21 protein-coding genes are annotated in these 17252 nt (G+C 34.2%); 14 read left to right on the forward strand and 7 right to left on the reverse strand.

The annotated features are described in order from the left end of the window. The first annotated feature begins 304 nt into the window (after positions 1 to 304). Positions 305 to 1549 (forward strand): ABC transporter permease, encoded by a 1245-nt coding sequence (locus ACP7AT_RS10980; protein ID WP_167547430.1) that lies wholly within the window; start codon positions 305 to 307, stop codon positions 1547 to 1549. A 239-nt stretch (positions 1550 to 1788) separates the two neighbouring features. Here ACP7AT_RS10980 and prmC read toward each other — a convergent pair whose 3' ends face one another. Beyond that, positions 1789 to 2643 carry a peptide chain release factor N(5)-glutamine methyltransferase gene (gene prmC, locus ACP7AT_RS10985; protein ID WP_426064363.1) on the reverse strand — a complete coding sequence of 285 codons (855 nt, stop codon included), beginning with the start codon at positions 2641 to 2643 and terminating at the stop codon, positions 1789 to 1791. A gap of 54 nt (positions 2644 to 2697) precedes the next feature. Beyond that, positions 2698 to 3183 carry a GNAT family N-acetyltransferase gene (locus ACP7AT_RS10990; protein ID WP_426064364.1) on the reverse strand — a complete coding sequence of 162 codons (486 nt, stop codon included), beginning with the start codon at positions 3181 to 3183 and terminating at the stop codon, positions 2698 to 2700. A 115-nt stretch (positions 3184 to 3298) separates the two neighbouring features. Between ACP7AT_RS10990 and ribD the strand changes: the two genes are divergently transcribed. The 3 genes from ribD to ACP7AT_RS11005 are packed head-to-tail and all read left to right on the forward strand — an operon-like array spanning position 3299 to position 5619. After that, positions 3299 to 4342 carry a bifunctional diaminohydroxyphosphoribosylaminopyrimidine deaminase/5-amino-6-(5-phosphoribosylamino)uracil reductase RibD gene (gene ribD / locus ACP7AT_RS10995; RefSeq protein ID WP_426064406.1) on the forward strand — a complete coding sequence of 348 codons (1044 nt, stop codon included), beginning with the start codon at positions 3299 to 3301 and terminating at the stop codon, positions 4340 to 4342. Continuing rightward, positions 4335 to 4937: an HAD family hydrolase gene (locus ACP7AT_RS11000; protein WP_426064365.1), complete on the forward strand. Its 603-nt coding sequence runs from the start codon at positions 4335 to 4337 to the stop codon at positions 4935 to 4937. Before ribD ends, ACP7AT_RS11000 begins: the two co-directional genes overlap by 8 nt. Positions 4938 to 4995: 58 nt before the next feature. Further along, positions 4996 to 5619 carry an IMPACT family protein gene (locus ACP7AT_RS11005; RefSeq protein WP_426064366.1) on the forward strand — a complete coding sequence of 208 codons (624 nt, stop codon included), beginning with the start codon at positions 4996 to 4998 and terminating at the stop codon, positions 5617 to 5619. 29 nt (positions 5620 to 5648) lie between these two features. On the opposite strand, the gene ACP7AT_RS11010 is transcribed toward ACP7AT_RS11005, so the two are convergent. Then, positions 5649 to 6053: an acyl-CoA thioesterase gene (locus ACP7AT_RS11010; RefSeq protein ID WP_426064367.1), complete on the reverse strand. Its 405-nt coding sequence runs from the start codon at positions 6051 to 6053 to the stop codon at positions 5649 to 5651. 183 nt (positions 6054 to 6236) lie between these two features. On the opposite strand from ACP7AT_RS11010, the gene dnaA reads away from it, so the two are divergent. From dnaA to ACP7AT_RS11035, 5 genes are all read left to right on the forward strand, one after another. Next, positions 6237 to 7664, forward strand: coding sequence for a chromosomal replication initiator protein DnaA (gene dnaA / locus ACP7AT_RS11015; RefSeq protein ID WP_035674283.1), 1428 nt, complete (start codon positions 6237 to 6239; stop codon positions 7662 to 7664). Between the two features lie 7 nt (positions 7665 to 7671). After that, the gene (locus ACP7AT_RS11020; RefSeq protein ID WP_426064368.1) at positions 7672 to 8139 is read left to right on the forward strand and encodes a low molecular weight protein-tyrosine-phosphatase; all 468 of its coding nucleotides are present in this window, start codon (positions 7672 to 7674) and stop codon (positions 8137 to 8139) included. A 103-nt stretch (positions 8140 to 8242) separates the two neighbouring features. Beyond that, positions 8243 to 8965 (forward strand): SAM-dependent methyltransferase, encoded by a 723-nt coding sequence (locus tag ACP7AT_RS11025; RefSeq protein ID WP_426064369.1) that lies wholly within the window; start codon positions 8243 to 8245, stop codon positions 8963 to 8965. A gap of 500 nt (positions 8966 to 9465) precedes the next feature. Beyond that, positions 9466 to 10593 carry a methionine aminotransferase gene (locus tag ACP7AT_RS11030; protein WP_426064370.1) on the forward strand — a complete coding sequence of 376 codons (1128 nt, stop codon included), beginning with the start codon at positions 9466 to 9468 and terminating at the stop codon, positions 10591 to 10593. A gap of 79 nt (positions 10594 to 10672) precedes the next feature. Beyond that, positions 10673 to 11554, forward strand: a complete 882-nt coding sequence (locus ACP7AT_RS11035) for an SDR family oxidoreductase (RefSeq protein WP_039110037.1) — start codon at positions 10673 to 10675, stop codon at positions 11552 to 11554. Positions 11555 to 11633: 79 nt separating this feature from the next. On the opposite strand, the gene ACP7AT_RS11040 is transcribed toward ACP7AT_RS11035, so the two are convergent. From ACP7AT_RS11040 to ACP7AT_RS11055, 4 genes are all read right to left on the reverse strand, one after another. Then, a complete protein-coding gene (locus ACP7AT_RS11040; protein ID WP_426064371.1) occupies positions 11634 to 11948 on the reverse strand; it encodes a hypothetical protein in 315 nt (104 codons plus the stop codon). A gap of 67 nt (positions 11949 to 12015) precedes the next feature. Beyond that, positions 12016 to 12546, reverse strand: a complete 531-nt coding sequence (locus tag ACP7AT_RS11045; protein ID WP_426064372.1) for a YceI family protein — start codon at positions 12544 to 12546, stop codon at positions 12016 to 12018. Between the two features lie 66 nt (positions 12547 to 12612). Further along, on the reverse strand, positions 12613 to 13365 hold the full coding sequence (locus ACP7AT_RS11050) for a pirin family protein (protein WP_426064373.1): 753 nt from the start codon (positions 13363 to 13365) through the stop codon (positions 12613 to 12615). Between the two features lie 90 nt (positions 13366 to 13455). Beyond that, positions 13456 to 14037: a Crp/Fnr family transcriptional regulator gene (locus ACP7AT_RS11055; RefSeq protein WP_426064374.1), complete on the reverse strand. Its 582-nt coding sequence runs from the start codon at positions 14035 to 14037 to the stop codon at positions 13456 to 13458. Between the two features lie 150 nt (positions 14038 to 14187). Between ACP7AT_RS11055 and udk the strand changes: the two genes are divergently transcribed. The 5 genes from udk to ACP7AT_RS11080 all read left to right on the forward strand — a co-directional run bounded on the left by udk (position 14188) and on the right by ACP7AT_RS11080 (position 17122). Then, positions 14188 to 14796: a uridine kinase gene (gene udk / locus ACP7AT_RS11060; protein ID WP_091204063.1), complete on the forward strand. Its 609-nt coding sequence runs from the start codon at positions 14188 to 14190 to the stop codon at positions 14794 to 14796. Between the two features lie 138 nt (positions 14797 to 14934). Further along, the gene (locus tag ACP7AT_RS11065; protein WP_426064375.1) at positions 14935 to 15258 is read left to right on the forward strand and encodes an FtsB family cell division protein; all 324 of its coding nucleotides are present in this window, start codon (positions 14935 to 14937) and stop codon (positions 15256 to 15258) included. 48 nt (positions 15259 to 15306) lie between these two features. Continuing rightward, the gene (locus ACP7AT_RS11070; protein ID WP_426064376.1) at positions 15307 to 16671 is read left to right on the forward strand and encodes a methylmalonyl-CoA mutase subunit beta; all 1365 of its coding nucleotides are present in this window, start codon (positions 15307 to 15309) and stop codon (positions 16669 to 16671) included. A gap of 72 nt (positions 16672 to 16743) precedes the next feature. Continuing rightward, the gene (locus tag ACP7AT_RS11075; protein ID WP_426064377.1) at positions 16744 to 16977 is read left to right on the forward strand and encodes a hypothetical protein; all 234 of its coding nucleotides are present in this window, start codon (positions 16744 to 16746) and stop codon (positions 16975 to 16977) included. Then, on the forward strand, positions 16964 to 17122 hold the full coding sequence (locus ACP7AT_RS11080) for a hypothetical protein (protein ID WP_426064378.1): 159 nt from the start codon (positions 16964 to 16966) through the stop codon (positions 17120 to 17122). The genes ACP7AT_RS11075 and ACP7AT_RS11080 overlap by 14 nt, the downstream gene beginning before the upstream one ends. The last annotated feature ends 130 nt before the right edge of the window (positions 17123 to 17252 follow it).

The following is a 17252-nucleotide window of genomic DNA, read 5'->3' on the forward strand; positions in this document are numbered from 1 at the left end:
CCAAATTCTAATTCTGTGCAAATATCTTATTTTTAAAATTATTCTGTTTACAAATTTTGGCATTTTATTACCCAATGCCTAGCCCAGATTAAAGTGGAAATACGGCAGCAAAAAATACTATTGTTTTCTTGCCTGAAAGAGCGACCGCAGAAAGCTCCTTTTGGGCAATTGAAAACAAATTATTTTTTGTTGCAGGATTATAACGAAAAGCTGGAAAAAGCTTCAAAAACATAGCGGTCAAATAAAATTAGTTTTTAGCCTAAGAAGATTTGTAACAAAATTTGTATTTTCGTGTCAAACTTACATGATGTTAAAATTATTTAAAGAAAATATTCGGATTGCATTCGGTTCTATCAGAACGCAATTGTTACGAACGGTTCTTACGGTGATGATTATCGCTATTGGAATCACGGCATTAGTTAGTATTCTTACGGTTGTTTCAGCGCTGGAAAACACAATTTCCGCCGATTTTGCATCGATGGGAGCCAATACCTTCAACCTAAAACAGTATGAAAACACTACAAGAAGACAGGGAAGAGACGAACGAGAAATAATCAATCCTATCATTTCGTATCCTGAAGCTGTGGCTTTCAAGAATAAATACAGTTATCCATTTACGGAAACTTCTCTTTCTTTTACGGCAACATCAGCTGCGGAAGTAAAATTCGAATCTTCAAAAACAGATCCAGAAAACTCAATCGTGGGTGTCGACGAATTTTTCATGACCAACTCCGGACTGGAAACGAGTGCCGGCCGTAATTTTACAGGATTTGACATTGATAACAATGCGTATGTGTGTGTTGTAGGTTCGGATTTTGAGAAAGGACTGCTAAAAGACGTGAATCCTATTGATAAGATAATTTCAATTAGAGGCGCTAAGTTTAGGGTTATTGGAGTATTAAAAGAGAAAGGATCAACTTTTGGAAACAGTCAGGATTTACGAGTTTTGATTCCAATTCAATTAGCCCGTTCCATATTTACAGCTCCAAATATCAACTATACGGTGAGCGTCATGGTTAGCAAAAAAGAATTACTGGACCAAGCCATTGACAATGCAAACAGCACGATGCGCAGAGTTCGCAAACTAAGTCCCGTGGAAGACAATAATTTTGGGATAGTCCGTAGCGATGACTTGATTAATAGAATTTTGGGAATTACACAATATCTCGGATTAGCATCGTGGCTGATAGGAATTATCACCGTTCTGGGGTCTTCTATTGCTTTGATGAATATTATGATTGTTTCGGTTACGGAACGCACCAGAGAAATTGGGGTCAGAAAAGCATTAGGAGCCAAAAAAACGACCATTGCGATTCAGTTTTTTATAGAAACAATGCTGATTGGTCAATTTGGTGGATTAGTGGGAATCATTTTTGGTATTTTAATTGGATATGGTATTGCCACTGCAATGGATTTTGCATTCGTAATTCCGTGGGGCGCTATCATGGCAGCATTCATCACCAGTTTCATTGTAGCCATCGCTTCAGGATTGTATCCCGCTATCAAAGCCGCTGTACTGGATCCTATTGAAGCGTTGCGATACGAATAGTAATTAGCGGTAAAATTCATTGTAAGGTACGAAACAGTTACAAGCACTATTTTCCTAAAAAGAATTTGGGCGTGACCCTATTAAAAAAAGGGGCTGACTAATCACATAGGTTAATTGCCCCTTTTCTTAATACGGTCGGGTCATCCGCGTTACAAGGTAACTTGCTCCTACCCCTCACGCAGACCACGTAAAAACAAAACCTCTGCATAAAACAACCATTATTAAATGCGATTTCGTTCCTAGAAATTACAACTGATCATTCGGTCATTTCCGTAAATATCTTTTCGTAATTCGATGTTTTTGAAGTTCATTCCTTCAAGTAAATCAATCATTTCCTTGCCTAAATACTGATTGATTTCAAAGTACAGCGTACCATTTTCGGATAGGTTTTTCTGAGCCAATTTGGCTATTTTTTTATAAAAAATCAACGCGTCATTGTCTTCTACAAAAAGTGCCAAATGCGGTTCATTATCCAAAACATTTTTATTGATTTCCTCCTTTTCTAAATTACGAACATAAGGCGGATTAGAGACGATAATATCAAACTGTTGCTGTAAATCTTCTGTTTTGAGAATATTTTGATTGAAAAAAGTAACATTAACAGAATTATTTTCTGCGTTTTTATTGGCTGTAGCCAGCGCTTTTTCAGAAACATCGATGGCAAAAACTTGAGCATTTAAAATATTTTTGGCCAATGAAATAGCGATGCAACCACTTCCCGTTCCAATATCTAAGATACTGATCTTTTGACGTTCGTCTTTTGGTTTTTGACTTTCAACAATCCATTCGACCAATTCTTCCGTTTCGGGTCTTGGAATCAAAACGTCTTCATTGACTTCAAAGTCCAATCCATAAAAACTGGTTTTTCCTAAAAGATATTGTATCGGAATTTCCTTTTTTAATTGTTCCAAAATAGAATTCCAAACAACAGTTTCCGCTTCCAAAAAAACCAAATCGGGACGCAACGCCAAGTCGATTCTTTTCAATTGATTTTTTTCTTCTAAAATCAAATAGAAAAAACTCTCGGCTTCTACTGCATCGTACAGTGGCGTAAGCGCGTCAATAAATTGAGTTCTGTATTCTTTTATTTTCATTTTCTCTGTCAATCGTTTCTAAAGAATTAACACTCGCAACTCATTATTCAAAACTTACAAATCTTTCAACATCCAAACCGGACAACTAACGTGACCAGTGCTTCCCATGGGTGCAGCAATATTTTCAAAACCTGTTTTTTTGTATAATTTTTGTGCGTTGAGCATAAATGGCATGGTTTCCAAATAGCATTTTTCGAAACCAAAATTCTTAGCGCTTTGCAAGCAAACTTCCATCATTTCAGTTCCAATTCCCATTCCTCGAGTTTCAGGCAGAAAATACATTTTTTGGAGTTCGCAGATGGTCTCCGCTTCATTTGCGAGTGGAGCAATTCCTGCAGCACCGACAATTTTACCATTATTCTCGACCACGTAATATACTGATTTTGGTTTATTGTATTCTTCATACATGAAGTCCAAATATAGGTCCTCGTAAGCCGTCCCCACTTTGGGAATATCCATTTCATCAAAAACTGCACGTATCAATTGTGCAACTTCTTGATTGTCTTCTTTATTTATTTTTCTGATACTGTAATTTTCCATTTTTTCAAAATCTTGTTATACCTGCAAAAATAGAAATTGTTTGCTATTATTTTGAAAAGTTTTAAAACAAATCTTGAGGTTTCAGGACTAATCCCAAAATTACTACTTTTGTGTGGTGAAAATACATGAAAAATACATAAAACGATGCATTGAATTAGCCAAAAATGGCTTGGGAACAACGTACCCAAATCCGTTAGTAGGCAGTGTTATTGTGCATGAAGGCAAGATTATTGGCGAAGGATGGCATCAAAAAGCAGGAGAGTCGCACGCAGAAGTGAACGCCGTAAATTCCGTCAAAGATAAATCTTTGCTAAAAAAAGCGACAATTTACGTTAGTCTGGAACCTTGCAGTCATTTTGGCAAAACGCCACCGTGTTGCGATTTGATTATCAAAAATAAAATTCCGAATGTGGTTATTGGAACTGTAGATCCTAATGTAAAAGTGGCCGGAAGCGGAATAAAAAAACTTTTAGAAGCTGGCATTCATGTCACGGTTGGTGTACTTGAAGCGGAATGCAACGAACTTAACAAACGATTCTTTACATTCCACGAAAAGAAAAGACCCTACATCATCTTGAAATGGGCTGAAAGCCAAGATGGTTTTATTGCGCCTATTGAAAAATCAGAAAAGAAACCCGTTTGGATTACCAATGCGTATTCAAGGCAATTAGTTCACAAATGGCGCACTGAAGAGCAAGCTATTCTGGTGGGAACACAAACAGTCATTGATGATAATCCCATACTAAATGCACGCGATTATTATGGAAACAATCCGATTCGAGTGGTTTTAGACCAAAATAATCGAATTCCGAAAAATAGCCATATTCTTGATAATCAAGTTAAAACTATCCTATTTTCCGGATATAAAACTTCTCTTGAAAAAGAAAATAGTATCTTTGAAATAATCGATTTTGAAAAAAACATTGCAGAGCAAATCGTTCAATCATTGAATAAAAATCAAATTCAATCCATTATTATTGAAGGTGGAAGACAAACTTTACAAACTTTTATCGATGCCAATCTTTGGGATGAAGCACGAATATTTGTTGGAGACATCCAATTTAAAAATGGAATCAAAGCGCCCATTCTTGCTAAAAAACAGTTCGAGAAACATTGCATTGCGGCAGACGAACTTATAATTTTTAGAAACCATGATTAATACTATTATTTTTGATTTTGGAGATATTTTTATCAATTTAGATAAGCAAGCCACTATTACTTCTTTTGAAAAATTAGGCTTAAAGGAATGGAATAACGATTTAGACCAACTGAATTTACAGTTTGAAACAGGTAAGGTTTCCCGTGAAAATTTTCTTTTTGGTATTCAAGAACATATTCCGAATGCCAGCATAAAAGAGATTTTGGCAGCTTGGAATGCCACCTTGCTTGACTTCCCGCTATATCGATTGGAATTCTTGCAGATGCTTTCCCAAAAATACCGCATGTTTCTATTATCCAATACAGATGCCATTCATATTGAAACTTTTGAACAAGCGAGTGGTGTTTCATTTTACAGAGATTTTTATCAATGTTTCGAAAAAGTTTATTTCTCATTTGAGCTCGGCCTGAGAAAACCAAACCCTGAAATTTTCAATCATTTGATAAGCAACCATGAATTAGCACCCAAACGAACGTTATTTATAGATGACAAAAAAGAAAATACAGATGCCGCATTCGCTTTGGGATTTGAAGTTTGGAATTTAGAAGTAGGGAAAGAAGATATTATTCATTTATTGGACAAAAAAATAATTTGACACCAGCAAATCATCCACCAAACTACAATAACATTTCAACTCTCTTTTCTAATTCAATTTGAAAGACACTTATTATACTATTGAGATTCCCTCAGACGAATTGCTGTTCAAAGAAAAAAACAGTAAATTCTTTGGTTATGCCTATCCTATTCATTCGGAGGAAGAAGTAAAACCGCTGATCGATATTTTGCGAAAGCAACATCCCAACGCAGGCCATTTCTGTTATGCTTATCAAACAGGAACTGATGCTTTTACATATCGTGCAAATGATGACGGAGAACCAAGTAATAGTGCCGGAATGCCTATTTACGGACAAATCCAATCCTTTTCAGTAACAAATGTTTTATTAGTTGTAGTTAGGGTTTTTGGAGGCGTAAAACTAGGCGTCGGCGGATTGATTTCTGCCTATAAAATGACTGCGAAGATGGTTCTTGAAAGCTGTGAAATTGTTGAAAAAACAATTGATATTCATTTTACCATCACATTTGATTACCAAAACATGAACAAAGTAATGCGAGTAATTAAGGAAAAAAAGTTGGAAATGGTATCCCAAAAAATGGAGATAGATGAAATCACCACCCTTCCTATTGGAAAAATCGAACTAAAAACACGAAAAAAAAATGCCGAAATGGTATTCGACATTTTCAACTCGATGTTTGAAATTAAAATAAACCGATTATAATTTCGCTACTAAATTGCTTCTTTTGTAATTTATTCCATTGTTTTTAACAGTTCTGAAATATAATCCGGCGGAGCTGTTGGACGACCTGTTTTTAGGGACACAAAAACCAAAATAAAATGGGCAGTTGTTAATAACTCATTAGATTCATTGTAAATCGCACAATCAAATTCTATCTTGACGGAACTCTGACTTTTAAAAGTGGTGTGAACCGTAAGCAACTCATCATACCGCGCTGATTTTTTATAATTTACATTCATCGAAACGATGGGAAGCGCTATGCCACTCTCTTCCATGTTTTTATACGAGATCCCTTTGTTTCTAAGCCATTCGACCCTTCCTATTTCAAAATATGGAATATAATTCCCATGGTATACAACCCCCATTTGGTCGGTTTCTGAGTAACGAACTCTAACTTCTATTTGATGATCTTTCATTTATTATGTATTAAAATTTAAAATTTAAACAACGCCTTACAACAATAATTTGTGAAATTATTACCCTATATATTTTTTTTTACAAAAATTTGTTCACATATTTGTTACCCCGATAATCAATTACAAAACTCCTTTTTTTTAGTAAGATAACAATTACCAATTAAAAACAATTTAACAGAATATATGAACAAAACTGCTCAATCAGTATGGGAAAACTGTTTGTCTTTCATAAAAGACAACATCCAAGACCAAGCGTACAAAACTTGGTTCGAACCAATCAAATCAGTTGAACTTACCGATAACGCATTATATATTCAAGTTCCTAGCAAATTTTTCTATGAATGGTTAGAAGAGCATTATGTGAAATTACTAAAAGTGGCCCTGACGAAAGAACTTGGAAAAAACGCTAAGTTACTTTATAAAATCAGAATGGAAAATACCTATGGCAATAAACAACCGTTTACGGAGCAGTTGCCAAGCGCGAATAGAGTTCCTATGAAGCCACAAGAAGTTGATGCTCCATTTAAAAACTTAAACCCGGAATTAAAAAATCCATTTGTAATCCCCGGCATTCGAAATTTAAAAATTGAATCCCAATTAAATGCAAATTACAGTTTTGATAATTTTTTGGAAGGAGATTCCAACAGATTAGCACGTTCTGCAGGTATGGCTGTTGCCAATAAACCGGGTGGAACCTCATTTAATCCTTTATTGATTTTTGGCGGAGTTGGTCTTGGAAAAACACACCTGGCACATGCTATTGGTGTAGAAATAAAAGACAAATACCCTGAAAAAACAGTTTTATACATTTCAGCAGAAATTTTTACACAACAATATATCGACTCGGTTAAGAAAAACAACCGAAATGATTTCATCCATTTCTATCAATTAATTGACGTTTTAATTATTGATGACGTACAATTCCTTTCCGGTAAATCAGGAACTCAGGATGTGTTTTTCCATATTTTTAATTACTTACATCAAAACGGCAAACAAGTAATCTTGACTTCGGATAAGGCGCCAGTTGACATGCAAGATATTGAGCAACGTTTACTTTCCCGTTTTAAATGGGGATTGTCTGCGGAACTGCACCAACCGGATTATGAAACCAGAATTTCAATCCTGAAAAACATATTGTACAGAGACGGTGTAGAAATTCCGGAAGAAATCATCGAATATGTTGCCCGCAATATAAAATCGAATGTCAGAGAATTAGAAGGAGCTATTATTTCCTTAATTGCACAATCATCTTTTAATAAAAAAGAAGTTACGCTGGAGCTTGCGAAAAGTGTTGTTGAAAAGTTTGTGAAAAATGTAAAAAGAGAAATTTCGATCGATTACATTCAAAAGATTGTTTCGGATTATTTCCAATTAGACTTAGAAACCTTGCAGTCCAAAACAAGAAAAAGACACGTGGTTCAAGCCAGACAATTAGCCATGTTTTTCGCCAAGAAATTTACTAAAGCTTCTTTAGCGAATATTGGTTCCCAAATTGGAGATCGCGATCACGCAACTGTTTTACACGCTTGTAAAACCGTTGACAACTTAGTGGCTACCGACAAACAATTCAAGAAATTTGTGGAAGATATCAATAAAAAATTAACGTTGTAAACGCATCATGTCCGTAAAAATTTTAATGGTTTGTTTAGGAAATATTTGCCGTTCCCCGCTGGCCGAAGGGATTTTGGCTGCAAAACTTCCTAAAGACAAATTTACAGTTGATTCTGCAGGAACCGGATCTTGGCACATTGGTCACGCGCCAGACGATCGCTCTATTGCTATTGCAAAAAAAAATAAAGTAAACATTTCTCATCAAAAAGGAAGACAATTCAGCGCAACTGATTTTGATGCCTTTGATTACATTTACGTAATGGATAATTCCAATTACAAAAATGTAACTGAACTGGCCCAAAACCAGAACCAAGTAGAAAAAGTCCAGCTAATTTTAAATGAATTGTTTCCAAATGAAAATGTAGATGTTCCAGATCCTTATTTTGGTTTACCAAATGGATTCGAAATTGTTTACAACATGCTGGATGAAGTGTGTGATGAAATTGCTAAAAAGCTATTAAAAAAACACCAGTAATTTTTTCTGCAAAAAATTACAGTAAGCTCATTGATAAATTACGCACCTACTTAACAACATTAACCCATTCACAGATTTCACTTTAGCAACATAAATATCACTTATGGAATCAAACTCTGTTTTAGGAAAACTCTATCTAATCCCCACCACAATGGGCGATTGTGACCCTATGGATGTTTTGCCGCAAACTATAAAAAGAAGTATTGCTCTCATTGATTATTATATTGTTGAAAACGACAAAACAGCTCGTAAATCCATCAAAGAAGTAAATCCTGAGAAAAAACAATCCGAGTTAAAACTTTTTGTTTTAAATAAACACACTGAAATCAAAGAACATTTAGACTTTATAAAACCTTTACTGGAAGGTCACAACATGGGTTTAATGAGCGAAGCTGGTTGTCCCGGCGTTGCGGATCCTGGAGCAGTAATTGTAAAATTAGCCCACGAAAAAGGAATTCAGGTTATTCCTTTGGTAGGCCCTTCCTCCATCCTTTTGGCCATGATGGCATCAGGAATGAATGGACAAAGTTTCACCTTTCATGGCTATTTACCCATTGAAAAAGACGAAAAGAAAGCCAGTTTTAAAACCCTAGAAAGAGTTTCTTTCGAAAAAAATCAGTCTCAGATTTTTATTGAAACGCCATATCGCAATAACAAATTACTGGAAGATTTGGTACAAACGCTGCATCCTGAAACACATTTATGCATCGCAACGGATATCACCTTGCCTACAGAATATATCAAAACCAAAAAAATTTCGGCTTGGAAAAAAGAAACAATAGATTTACATAAACGCCCAACCATTTTTATTATCCACAAAATGTAATTTTACAACTACATTTAAATTAATTTAATATATTTACCTTATTAATTAGCTAAACAATTCAACCAATTAAAATGAAAGTAAATAAAAGAGACCTTAAAATATTTACATTGGGAATTTTCAGCCTTTTTATATTCCAGTCAATCTATGATTGGAAACAAATTAAAAAAGATATAATTAGCGGCTGGAATGCAGGCTATCGCGCTGAATAATAATTTCCATTCAAAAAGTAGTTTTAAATTACAAGAAGAAAGAAAAATACTTTTTTATCCGATTAAAAATTTTAGCGAACCACTAAAGCTTCAATTTATTATACTAAGCTATTACAATACTTGTTTACGATTAAAAGTGCTTTAAATTTAATAATGAAAAATCTTTATTCATTAGTTATATTATAAAAAACGCACTATTACTCTCAAGTAACCCGCTAAAAACTATACTAATATTGATTAAATCCAATTATAAAAAGCTATTTTTATAATTGGATTTAATCAATATTTTTTATGAGTAAACTACCAAATATCAGCACGAGTATTTTTACGGTTATGTCTAAAATGGCAGCTCAATATAATGCGATCAATCTTTCGCAAGGTTTTCCAAACTTTCCCGTTGACGAAAGATTAACTGATATTGTTGCTAATCTGGCGAAAGAAAATGTGCATCAATATACGCCAATGTCAGGCTACATGCCGTTATTATTAAAAATAGCAACACTAATCAACAACTCCTATGGAAGAACTGTTCAGCCTGAAACGGATTTGTTGATTACCGCCGGAGCAACACAAGCCATTTTCACTACCATAACAGCTTTGGTAAAAAACAATGACGAAGTGATTATCTTAGATCCAAGTTATGATTGTTACGAAGCGCCCGTATTATTATGCAACGCAAATCCGGTTCGAGTGCCGCTGAACGATGATTACACTCCAAATTGGAAAATTATCGAAAAAGCGTGTACGTCAAAAACCAAAATGATTATCATTAATAATCCGCACAATCCAACGGGGAAAATTTTAACGGAATCAGATTTTGAATCATTGGAAATCCTGTTGGAAAAATATCCTGACATTATACTTCTTTCTGATGAAGTGTACGAATACATTACTTTCGAAGAAAAACATATTTCAGCTCACACCCGAAAGAAATTACTGAATCGTTGTGTAATGGTTTCTTCTTTCGGAAAATCATTTCATGTAACAGGTTGGAAAATTGGTTATTTAACAGCGCCGGAATATTTGATGAAAGAAATCAAAAAAGTACATCAGTTTTTAGTTTTCAGTGTAAATAGTATTTGTCAAGTTGCCATTAGTGAGTATTTAGATATTATTTCTGTAGTTGAAATTGGGAAATTATATCAGGAAAAACGGGATTACTTTAAACAATTATTAAAAGGTAGTCGCTTTAAACTTATGCCTTGCGAAGGAACTTATTTTCAGGTGGTTTCTTATGCAGCTATTTCAAATGAGAACGATGTTGATTTCTGCAAACGCCTTATTATTCAACATGGAGTTGCTGCCATTCCTATTTCCACTTTTTATGCCGATGGAAAAGACCTGAAACTAATTCGCTTCTGTTTTGCCAAAGATAATGCAACGTTGGAAGAGGCAGCAAAAAGATTGTGTGCGATTTAAAATCGGAAATGAAATTTATTTTATTATGCATGCATACTATTTAATTTTATTATATTTACAATAAAAAAATATCAAAAATATGAGTTATACAGATAAAATGTTACGCGACGATGCCCTAAAAGGCAAAGTTATTGTTGTAACCGGAGGCGGAAGCGGTTTAGGAAAAGCGATGACTAAATATTTTCTGGAATTGGGTGCGCAAGTTGCCATCACTTCCAGAGATTTAGAAAAACTAAAAAATACCGCTACAGAACTGGAAACAGAAACAGGTGGAACTTGTCTCCCAATTCAATGTGATGTGCGTCATTACGAAGAGGTTGAAAATATGTTACAAGAAGTATTGAAAGCCTTTGGCAAAGTAGATGTTTTACTTAATAATGCTGCCGGAAATTTCATTTCTCCAACGGAACGATTATCTGCGAATGCTTTTGATACTGTAATTGATATAGTTTTAAAAGGGACCAAAAACTGTACCCTTGCTTTTGGAAAACATTGGATTGACACGAAACAAAAATCATCTACCATCTTAAATATCGTTACGACATACGCTTGGACAGGTTCTGCTTATGTAGTACCTAGCGCAACTGCAAAAGCTGGAGTTTTGGCCATGACAAGAAGTCTTGCGGTGGAATGGGCAAAATACGGAATTCGTTCTAATGCGATTGCTCCAGGACCATTCCCTACTAAAGGCGCATGGGACAGATTATTACCAGGTGATTTGGCAGAAAAATTTGATATGGCTAAAAAAGTGCCATTAAAACGCGTAGGAGATCATCAGGAATTAGCCAATTTAGCGGCGTATTTAGTTTCTGATTTTTCAGCTTATGTAAACGGTGAAGTGGTTGTAATTGATGGAGGCGAATGGCTCAAAGGAGCCGGACAATTTAATATTCTGGAAGCAATTCCCGAAGAACTTTGGGATCAGTTGGAAATGATGATTAAAGCAAAGAAAAATAAATAAAAGTTGATGTAAAATAAACCATTAAGAAATAAAGAAAAATTAAGAATTGACGCTTAATAAACCTTTATTTCTTAATCGTTTAATTTTTATTGTTTTCCAAAGCTATTAAAATTTCACTTTTCAGCAAGCCGCTTCCACCGCCATAATGCTGGACAATAATTATATTTGGATTTTGTTTTTTAAAAAAAGCGCATAATTCAACTTCGCTTTCCTCCTGAATTCCGGAACCCAACAATACAACGGAAAAGTTTTTATTTCGAAAAACTTCCTTCGCTTCCTCTTCTTTCATAACGCCTACCCCATTCCAATTCTCATTTGCATTTATTAATCGGATTACAGTTTCCAGAATTTCAAAATGTCCTCCGATGTATAATATATCTATGGTTTTCATCATTCCATTTTTGAAAAACACAAACCTCAAAAAGAATAGTATTTTGAGATTTGTGTTTGTTTACTTTAAATTATTGTTGCAAAAACTGCAATTCGATATTCAAACGTACTTCTTCGCTTACTAAAACACCGCCAGTTTCAAGAACGGAATTCCAATTTAATCCCCAATCTTTCCTGTTGATTTTGCCTTCTAATGACAATGCCATTTTGGTATTTCCCCATGGATCTTTCATTAATCCGCCATAATCTGCCGCTAATTTTACTGATTTAGTAACACCGTGTAAGGTTAAATCTCCAACTAATTCATATTCACCTTCATTAATTTTGGTGAAAGAAGTAGCACTGAATTTAATTTCTGGAAATTGTGCAGCATCAAAAAAATCTGGACTCAATAAATGCGTATCTCTGTCTGAATTTCCTGTTGTAATAGAATCGATTGCACCGGTAAATTCTATTTTTGAGTTTTCAATATCATTATTTTCTGATTCAACAGTTGCATCAAATTTTGAAAATTTACCTGAAACATTAGTGAACATCATGTGTTTCACTTTAAAACCTATTTCTGAGTGTGTTGGGTCAATTACCCATTTTGTTATTGACATAATATTATTTTATTTAAATTATTATTTGCTATTTTTACTGAAATTGAAATTGCCATTGAACTTAGCTTAAATACTCATCGGTATTTCCATCAATAAGATTTCGGCATCGGCTGAATTAGCAATGATTTCAATCAAATTGGCATCCCAAATTCCTAAACCGTCACGTTCATTCAAAGCGATGTTTCCTATGGTGAAATCTCCTTTTAAGACAAAAGCATAAACTCCATTTCCAGGTTTTTTCAACTCGTATGAAGCAAAAAAATCATTGTCAAACTTTCCAATATGAAACCAAGCATCTTGATGAATCCAAACCCCTTCGTCCTCTGGATTTGGCGATAAAATTTGCTGCAATTTATTATGACGATCCTTCAAGTCCAAAGTAACTTGGTCATAACGAGGCGCTACATTTTTTTTATTTGGATAAATCCAAATCTGCAAAAACTTAACCAACTGATCTTTGTTCTTGTTGTATTCGCTGTGAAAAATTCCGGTACCGGCGCTCATCGCTTGAATATCCCCTTCTTTAATTATGGTAGTATTTCCCATACTGTCTTGGTGTTCTAAATCACCTTCAAGGGGAATGGAAATAATTTCCATATTGTCATGCGGATGTTTTCCAAAACCCATTCCTTGACTAACTCTGTCATCATTAAGAACGCGCAATACTCCAAAATTCATTCGCTCTCGGTTCTGATAATTCGCAAAACTAAATGTGTGATACGATTCTAACCAACCGTGATTGGCATGACCGCGTGTATTTGCTTTGTGCAAAACATGATGTGTGATTGTCTCTTCTGAAATTTTATCTGTTTTTTCCATTGTCATGATCTTTAATAGTTTTATGCAAAGTTGCGTCAAAATAAAAGCAATGGCATTGAACTAGGACAAGAAATGAAAAATAACAAGAATTTAAAGTTTAGCGATTTTTGTCCTTACTTTACTTAAAAATTCGGCTGAAATACCGAGATAAGAAGCAATATAATGCTGGGCAACGCGCTGTGAAAGTGTGGGATAATGTTCGATAAACTCTAAATATTTCTCGGTAGCCGTTTTAGAAATAGTATTAAATAAACGGTCTTGTGTAACAGCCAAGCTCCGCTGCATCAGGATTCGGAAAGCGCGTTCAAACTTTGGTGCTTTACTGAATAATTCCTCTTTTGTTTCCGGACTAAACATAAAAAATTCACAATCTTCTAATGTTTCGATATATACTCGACTTGGTTTATCTTCGTAATTACTAAAAGAAATATCGCTAATCCATGCATTTTCAATCGCGAATTGTAGTATAACTTCAAAACCATTGGCATCAATATAATATTTCCGCACACAACCCTTAATAACAAAAGCTTCAAAATTGCACATCTCGTCCTCCTGAAGCATAATCGTTTTTTTTGGAACGGCTTTGTATTGCAATAATAAATCAAAAATTTCTAATTCATTTGCGTCAAAAATGACATATCGGCTAATATTTTTATTAATTTGGGAATACAATGTTTTAAAATTTAGAAAATAAAGATAGAAAAAATGTTAAATAACAACCACTAAATAAATATATTAAATTAGCAATATTTCTTAAAAAAAGAAAAACTGCTCCCGATTAAATTCCTATTTTTGTTCCGATAAAAACATAACAAAAAAATTATGCTCATTATAGGAATTGCAGGCGGTACTGGAAGCGGAAAAACAACCGTCGTACATCAGATTATGAACGAATTACCGCAAACCGAAGTTGGTATTATTTCTCAAGACTCTTATTACAAAGAAAACCACGGACTTTCATTCGATGAAAGAGCATTAATTAATTTTGACCATCCACGTGCCATTGATTTCGAATTATTAGTGGCTCATCTCAAGGAATTAAAAGAAGGAAATAACATTCACCAACCTGTATATTCGTTTGTAACGCACAACAGAACGGACGATACCGTTTTTACACATCCTCGAAAAGTAATGATTGTAGAGGGGATTTTAATCTTAGCAAATCCAGAATTAAGAGAGCTATTTGATGTAAAAATATACGTTCACGCCGATTCTGACGAGCGATTAATCCGACGGATGAAACGTGATATTACCGAACGTGGTAGAGACATGAATGAAGTAATCAACAGGTACCAAACCACTTTGAAACCAATGCACGAACAGTTCATCGAACCAACCAAAGCATTTGCTGACATCATTATACCAAACGACAAATACAACACCGTAGCCATTGATGTGGTTCGCGCAGTAATAAATCAAAAAATTCTGTAATTTAGTTATAATTTTAGTGGAATAATTATTAGGAGCTATTTCCCGCTTTCCGTTGCAATCTTTTAGTAGATGAATCTTCCTTCGTCATCATCACCTACTAAAAGGATTTCCACTGTAATCGGGGCTAAAAAAGATAAAATGACAAATCCGTATAAAGACAAATCTTGGTTTAAATTCTTGAGTAACAAATACGTTTGGGTCTTATTGTTTTTTTGCGTTTGGATGGTTTTCTTGGATAATTATTCCTACTTCGGTCATCGTATTTTGGATCAACAAATCGAAGATTTAGAGGATAATACGACCTATTACAAAGAAGAAATAAAAAAAGATCAGCAGAACATCAAGCAATTAAAAAATTCAGAACAAATAGAAAAATACGCCCGCGAAAAATACTATATGAAAAAAGATAGTGAAGATATTTATATCATTGAATTCGAAGGTGACACGATTGAAAAAAAATAATTAATTAAAATATTAATTATTTAAAACCACAATTTAATCAACTAAAAAATGACAACAAATCTTTTCGATGATTTCAATCCCATTTCCTCCAAACAATGGAAACAAAAAATTCAGTTTGAACTCAATGGAGCGGATTATAATGAATCCTTAGTTTGGAATTCTCCCGAAGACATTCAGGTAAAACCTTTTTATCACAAAGATGAGTTTACTAAAGTTTTTCCTGTTTTCACTAAAGCGACTGAATTTAAAATTTGTCAAAATATATTTGTCTATGATATTCAAAAATCAATAGAAAGGGCGTTGGACACATTGAATCGTGGTGCAGAAAGCCTTAGATTTACAATAGAAAACGAATCAATTGATATTACCAATTTTTTGGAGCAATTACCTTTAGAAAAAATTACCGTTTATTTTAATCTTGGATTTATTTCAATCGATTTCGTTAAAAAAATAGATGCTTTTACAAAGAAAAATAATACCACCATTTTCTGTAATCTGGACCCAATTGGGCAATTAGCCAAAGATGGAAACTGGTTTACAACCAAAGAAAAAAGCAATTTCGACACGCTGAATATACTTTCGGCATCAACAACAGCTGTATCTTTAATCAGTATCAATTCCGCTTTGTATCAAAATGCCGGAGCCAACATGGTGCAGCAAATCGCCTATAGTTTAGGACAAGCCAATGAATATTTCAATAGAATTGAAACTATTAATAAACCCATTGTTTTTGAAGTTGCCGTTGGGACAAATTACTTTTTTGAAATTGCAAAACTCCGTGCGTTACGATTACTTTTTAATCTGATTGCGAAGGAATATGATCACAAACTTGATTGCAATATCATTGTCTCTCCTACTAAACGAAACAAAACATTATACGATTATAATGTAAACATGTTGCGAACCACAACTGAGTGTATGTCTGCAATTATTGGCGGAGCGGATGCTATTGCCAATTTACCATACGATGCATTGTACCACAAAGACAATGAATTTGGCGACCGAATCGCGAGAAATCAATTGTTGATTCTTAAAAAAGAAAGTTATTTCGACAAAGTAAACAATCCTGCTGACGGAAGTTATTATGTAGAAAATCTTACCAATCAATTAGCTGAAAAATCATTGGCTTTATTCAAAGATATAGAGCTGAATGGCGGTTTCTTAAAACAACTTAACGATGGAATTATAAAGAGGAAAATTCAGGAAAGTGCAGATACGGCTCAGCAATTATTTGATTCTGGGAAAGAAATTTTATTGGGAACAAACAAACATCCTAACAAACAGGATAGGATGAAACACGATTTAGAACTGTTCCCTTTTGTAAAAGTTAAACCAAGAAAAACATTGATTACACCAATAATAGAAAAACGTCTGGCAGAAAAAATAGAACAAGAGCGATTAGATCTTGAATAGTCAGCCCAACGCTGTTATTTGATGTATTACCATTGCAAAAGAGTATATTTACTTTACTAAAAAAACAAAATAATGGAAGCCATAAGACAAATCGTTAAGGTAAAAAATCACAAAATAAGCATCACACTTCCGGATAATTTTAATGCTGATAAAGTTGAAGTGATTATTCTTCCAAGGTCGAATAATGTAGAAATCCCTCAATGGCAAATGGACCAAGTTCGAGAAAGAACTGAGAAATATCTTAAGAATCCTTCTTCAGCTCAAGATATTGATGATTTTCTAAAAGATATTGATGGTGAGTTATAGGACTGTAATTGTAGAGGAAGCTAAACTTGATTTCAAAACAGCTTTGGATTGGTACAAAAGCATTCAACCTAAATTGGGCGATAAGTTCTCCAATTCTTTCAAGGAAAGTTTAAAAATAATTAAATCAAATCCGCTACTTTTTTAAATAAGATATGACAAGACCAGAGTGGCTTTAATTGAAAATTTCCCATACTTAATTCATTTCAACAGCTACGATAACATAATTGTCATTAAAGCTATTTTTCATACTTCAAGAAATACTGAAATATGGATTG

Origin of the sequence: Flavobacterium sp. DSP2-3-1 (assembly GCF_049896865.1) — a bacterium.
Taxonomy (GTDB): Bacteria; Bacteroidota; Bacteroidia; order Flavobacteriales; family Flavobacteriaceae; genus Flavobacterium.

Bases quoted from the DNA above. Each gene is read 5' to 3' on its own strand.
- ACP7AT_RS11050 (WP_426064373.1), bottom strand. From the start codon at position 13,365: ATGGAAAAAACAGATAAAATTTCAGAAGAGACAATCACACATCATGTT.
- udk (WP_091204063.1), top strand. From the start codon at position 14,188: ATGCTCATTATAGGAATTGCAGGCGGTACTGGAAGCGGAAAAACAACC.
- ACP7AT_RS11070 (WP_426064376.1), top strand. From the start codon at position 15,307: ATGACAACAAATCTTTTCGATGATTTCAATCCCATTTCCTCCAAACAA.
- dnaA (WP_035674283.1), top strand. From the start codon at position 6,237: ATGAACAAAACTGCTCAATCAGTATGGGAAAACTGTTTGTCTTTCATA.
- ACP7AT_RS11075 (WP_426064377.1), top strand. From the start codon at position 16,744: ATGGAAGCCATAAGACAAATCGTTAAGGTAAAAAATCACAAAATAAGC.
- ACP7AT_RS11045 (WP_426064372.1), bottom strand. From the start codon at position 12,546: ATGTCAATAACAAAATGGGTAATTGACCCAACACACTCAGAAATAGGT.
- prmC (WP_426064363.1), bottom strand. From the start codon at position 2,643: ATGAAAATAAAAGAATACAGAACTCAATTTATTGACGCGCTTACGCCA.
- ACP7AT_RS11040 (WP_426064371.1), bottom strand. From the start codon at position 11,948: ATGATGAAAACCATAGATATATTATACATCGGAGGACATTTTGAAATT.
- ACP7AT_RS11000 (WP_426064365.1), top strand. From the start codon at position 4,335: ATGATTAATACTATTATTTTTGATTTTGGAGATATTTTTATCAATTTA.
- ACP7AT_RS11020 (WP_426064368.1), top strand. From the start codon at position 7,672: ATGTCCGTAAAAATTTTAATGGTTTGTTTAGGAAATATTTGCCGTTCC.
- ACP7AT_RS10980 (WP_167547430.1), top strand. From the start codon at position 305: ATGATGTTAAAATTATTTAAAGAAAATATTCGGATTGCATTCGGTTCT.
- ACP7AT_RS11010 (WP_426064367.1), bottom strand. From the start codon at position 6,053: ATGAAAGATCATCAAATAGAAGTTAGAGTTCGTTACTCAGAAACCGAC.
- ACP7AT_RS11065 (WP_426064375.1), top strand. From the start codon at position 14,935: ATGACAAATCCGTATAAAGACAAATCTTGGTTTAAATTCTTGAGTAAC.
- ACP7AT_RS11025 (WP_426064369.1), top strand. From the start codon at position 8,243: ATGGAATCAAACTCTGTTTTAGGAAAACTCTATCTAATCCCCACCACA.
- ACP7AT_RS11030 (WP_426064370.1), top strand. From the start codon at position 9,466: ATGAGTAAACTACCAAATATCAGCACGAGTATTTTTACGGTTATGTCT.
- ACP7AT_RS11080 (WP_426064378.1), top strand. From the start codon at position 16,964: ATGGTGAGTTATAGGACTGTAATTGTAGAGGAAGCTAAACTTGATTTC.
- ACP7AT_RS11035 (WP_039110037.1), top strand. From the start codon at position 10,673: ATGAGTTATACAGATAAAATGTTACGCGACGATGCCCTAAAAGGCAAA.
- ACP7AT_RS10990 (WP_426064364.1), bottom strand. From the start codon at position 3,183: ATGGAAAATTACAGTATCAGAAAAATAAATAAAGAAGACAATCAAGAA.